This window comes from Nostoc cf. edaphicum LEGE 07299 (assembly GCF_015207245.1).
Lineage (GTDB): Bacteria > Cyanobacteriota > Cyanobacteriia > Cyanobacteriales > Nostocaceae > Nostoc > Nostoc edaphicum_B.
This window is the reverse complement of record NZ_JADEXF010000538.1, coordinates 1-4,045: the sequence shown is the minus strand read 5'-3', so window position 1 is coordinate 4,045 and position 4,045 is coordinate 1. Positions and strand designations below refer to the sequence as shown.

4 protein-coding genes are annotated in these 4,045 nt (G+C 41.5%); 3 read left to right on the top strand and 1 reads right to left on the bottom strand.

Annotation, left to right across the window (positions count from 1 at the left end; translation table 11 throughout):
* Positions 1 to 227 precede the first annotated feature (227 nt).
* Complete coding sequence (locus tag IQ229_RS16390) at positions 228 to 632, bottom strand: hypothetical protein (RefSeq protein WP_194045459.1); 405 nt, start codon at positions 630 to 632, stop codon at positions 228 to 230.
* A gap of 196 nt (positions 633 to 828) precedes the next feature.
* On the opposite strand from IQ229_RS16390, the gene ppsA reads away from it, so the two are divergent.
* From ppsA to IQ229_RS16375, 3 genes are all read left to right on the top strand, one after another.
* Positions 829 to 3,327 (top strand): phosphoenolpyruvate synthase, encoded by a 2,499-nt coding sequence (gene ppsA, locus IQ229_RS16385; RefSeq protein WP_194045457.1) that lies wholly within the window; start codon positions 829 to 831, stop codon positions 3,325 to 3,327.
* A gap of 12 nt (positions 3,328 to 3,339) precedes the next feature.
* Entirely contained in the window at positions 3,340 to 3,774 is a 435-nt protein-coding gene (locus tag IQ229_RS16380; RefSeq protein WP_194045455.1) for a XisH family protein, read from the top strand.
* The coding region (locus IQ229_RS16375; RefSeq protein WP_194045453.1) for a XisI protein at positions 3,744 to 4,045 on the top strand (302 nt) is incomplete at its 3' end. The genes IQ229_RS16380 and IQ229_RS16375, both read left to right, overlap by 31 nt.

Below are 4,045 nucleotides of genomic sequence, written 5' to 3'. Positions count from 1 at the left end.
TTGAATGAAGACGGAGGGCAGTTCGAGTTTACGGAAGACTGCCTTCTGCTTCCTGTCTTTCTTAATAAATACCTAATCTTAAATCCAATATCTAATTTTTTTGCTATGGTGATCCCAAAGGAATTGTTAAGTGCTTACGAGATGTAAATTAAGTGACTAACTGCTTACTGAGTATTAACTAGTACAAAAATCTGTCAATGATTTATCTGTAAAATACATCTTTATTGTTACTTAGTGGGTTGGGCAATACGCGTTTCAATATCTTCTAATGTTTGTAACAATAAACGATTTGCCTGCAATTTCCAACCCCATTTCTGAACTCTATAAGCTAATACAGTTCCAACTACAGATGCTAACAAGCCTATGGGTTGATTTAACGAAATTCCTAGTAACAAACCCAATCCAGCGATTCCCCAAAATGGTAAGGCTACTGCTTGTCTTTGTTCTTCTACAACTTGGGTAATTATATTAGATTTCATCTTAGCAAGTAATGCCTCTTTTACTTGCTGCTGCTCTGTTACCGATACTGTTAAACCTATTTTACGGCGTAGTTTTTCTATTTTGCGGGCATCAGTGCTGTATTCAGTTAGTTCATCTTCTGCCATTTTTAGGAGTCGTTCTAGCTGCGCCATAATTTATTACATCCGGTATTTCGATCGAGTTATTAAACTGAATAATTGTTAATTTTTATTGCTTATAGTTTTGGATTTTATCGCCAAATATCAAACTACGCGACAGAACCAAAAATCTCAAGTTGAATATGGGAAAAATAAATATAGTAGCAGTTATACACTAACAAGTTGAGTATAAACTTAAAAGGTAATATTTATGACTACAGTATCTAAAAGCACTTTGTCTCTATCTGACCAAGAGCGATCGCTCATCTTGTGGTTTGATGAAATTGGGATTGCTGATATCCCAGTAGTTGGTGGTAAAAATGCCTCACTAGGGGAAATGATTCAACAGCTAACACCCAAAGGCATTAACGTTCCCACAGGATTCGCCACTACTGCTTACGCTTATCGTCATTTCATTCAATCAGCGGGGTTAGAAGCAAAGCTACGCAAACTCTTTGCTGACTTGAATGTTGAAGATGTCAAAAATTTACGAGAACGCGGCAAAAAAGCGCGATCGCTATTAATCCACACACCATTTCCTGTAGAATTGCGCGAGGCGATCGCCACAGCATACCATAGTCTCTGTGAACGATACCATGCAGACACAGATGTGGCAGTCCGTTCCAGTGCCACTGCTGAAGACCTTCCCGATGCTAGTTTTGCTGGACAGCAGGAAACTTACCTCAATGTTGTCGGTGTCGAAGGAGTTTTAGCAGCTTGTCATAAATGCTTTGCGTCTCTATTTACCGATCGCGCTATTTCTTATCGTCACGCCAAGGGATTTGACCACTTTAGCATTGCTCTGGCTGTAGGTGTGCAAAAAATGGTGCGTTCTGACTTAGCAACCTCTGGGGTGATGTTCTCTATTGATACAGAAACAGGTTTTAAGGATGCAGCACTAATTACAGCCGCCTACGGTTTAGGTGAAAATGTTGTCCAGGGGTCTGTAAATCCTGATGAATATTATGTTTTTAAACCAACTTTAAAAGCTGGTTTCCGCCCAATTATCGACAAAAAATTGGGCAGCAAAGAACTGAAAATGATTTATGATGACGGCTCTAAATTTACGAAAAATGTTTCAGTTTCACCCAATGAAAGAGGTAAATTTGCTCTGAGTGATGAAGAGATTTTACAACTAGCAAGTTGGGCGTGTTTAATTGAAGACCATTATTCCCAAGTCCACGGCATATTCACTCCAATGGATATCGAGTGGGCAAAAGATGGGATTACGAACCAACTTTTTATTGTGCAAGCGCGCCCCGAAACCGTCCAGTCACAGAAGACTGGAAATGTGTTGCGGAGTTATCGTTTGTTATTAGGGAATCGGGAATGGGGAATCGGGAATGGGGAAAATTCCCACTCCTCACTGCCTGATTCCCAATCCTTAATCCCCCTGGTTACAGGAAGTGCGATTGGCGAAGCAATTAGTCAGGGAAAAGCACGCTTAATTCTAGATGTTCAAAAACTAGAACAGTTCCAAGTCGGGGAAGTCTTAGTGACAGAGAGAACCGATCCCGATTGGGAACCAATTATGAAACGCGCTAGTGCAATTATCACCAATTCTGGAGGCCGCACGTGTCATGCAGCAATTATTGCGCGAGAATTAGGTGTACCTGCGATCGTGGGGTGCGGTAATGCTACGGACATATTGAAACCTGGCCAAGAGGTAACAATTTCTTGCGCTGAAGGGGAAGAAGGAAAAGTTTATCCAGGCTTATTACCTTTTGAAGTTAAAGAAGTTCCTTTAGAAAACTTACCCCGCACCCGCACTAAAATTTTAATGAATGTGGGTAATCCCCAAGAAGCGTTGAGTTTATCGGCAATTCCTAACGATGGCGTAGGTTTAGCGCGGACAGAATTTATCATTGCTAACCAAATTCAAATTCATCCAATGGCCTTGATTCACTATGACTCGTTAAAAGATGAATTTGCCAAAGCTAAAATTGCTGAAATTACCTCACTGTACGAGGATAAACCCCAATATTTTGTAGATAAATTAGCTCAAGGCATTGGTAGAATTGCCGCAGCATTTTATCCGAAATCAGTTATAGTCAGAACCTCAGATTTCAAAAGTAATGAATATGCCAATTTATTAGGTGGACGACAGTTTGAACCCCATGAAGAAAACCCAATGTTAGGTTGGCGAGGGGCGGCGCGTTACTACGATGAAGGCTACAGAGAAGCTTTTGCCTTAGAATGTCATGCCCTCAAACGGGTACGGGAAGAAATGGGTTTGACAAATGTTATCCCAATGATTCCCTTTTGTCGCACCCCTGACGAGGGGCGTTTGGTTTTAGCAGAGATGGCACAAAATGGTTTAAAGCAAGGTGTTAACGGCTTGCAGGTTTATGTGATGTGCGAGTTGCCCAGTAATGTGATTCTGGCTGAGGAATTTGCTGAGGTATTTGATGGCTTCTCCATTGGTTCTAACGATCTAACTCAATTGACGCTAGGGATAGACAGGGATTCGGCGTTAGTAGCGCGATTGTTTGATGAACGCAGTCCAGCTGTCAAGCGAATGGTGAAAATGGTCATAGAAACAGCGAAAAAATGCGATCGCAAAATCGGCATTTGTGGACAAGCACCCAGCGACTATCCAGAATTTGCTCAGTTTTTGGTGGAACAGGGAATTGACTCGATTAGTCTAAATCCAGATTCAGTTTTAAAGACAATGCTGGAAGTGGCAAAAGTCGAAGGTACTAATTCGTAATTCGAGTAATTTATGCCAGTTAGAGACCGTTACCACGAAAACGTCAAAAATGCCCTAATTAAAGATGGCTGGACAATTACCGACGATCCATTTCATCTGAAGTGGGGAAAAAGGGATATGTATGTTGACCTGGGTGCAGAGAAATTGATTGCTGCTGAAAAGGAAGGACAGTGGATAGCCGTTGAGATTAAAACGTTTCGCAGTGTATCGGACATGACCGATCTCGAACACGCGCTAGGACAGTATCTTGCATACCGCTCTGTGATGACTAGAACCAATCCCGAACGCGTCCTCTATCTCGCTGTTCGTGACGAAGTATACGCCGATATCTTTGATGAACCAATTGCTAAACTTTTGATAGAGGATTACAGAGTTCATATCGTTGTATTTCAACTAGAGCAAGAGGTTATTTTTAGATGGATACCTTGGAGCAGTACAGGCAATTAATTCGGAATATTCTGATTGAGCATACAAAAATCCCTTTTAGCATTGGCAATATTCAATTTGAAACAGTTTTCGACGGCGAACAAGACCGTTACTTGTTGATGATTTTGGGAAGAGAACCAGCCTATGATTTATCTCCTACTGTGACTCGTCGCGTTCACGGCTGCTTGATTCACATTGATATTATTGATGGCAAAATTTGGATTCAACGTGATGGCACTGAAGAGGGGGTAGCAACGGAACTGGTTAGAGCTGGTGTGTCGAAGGATCGGAT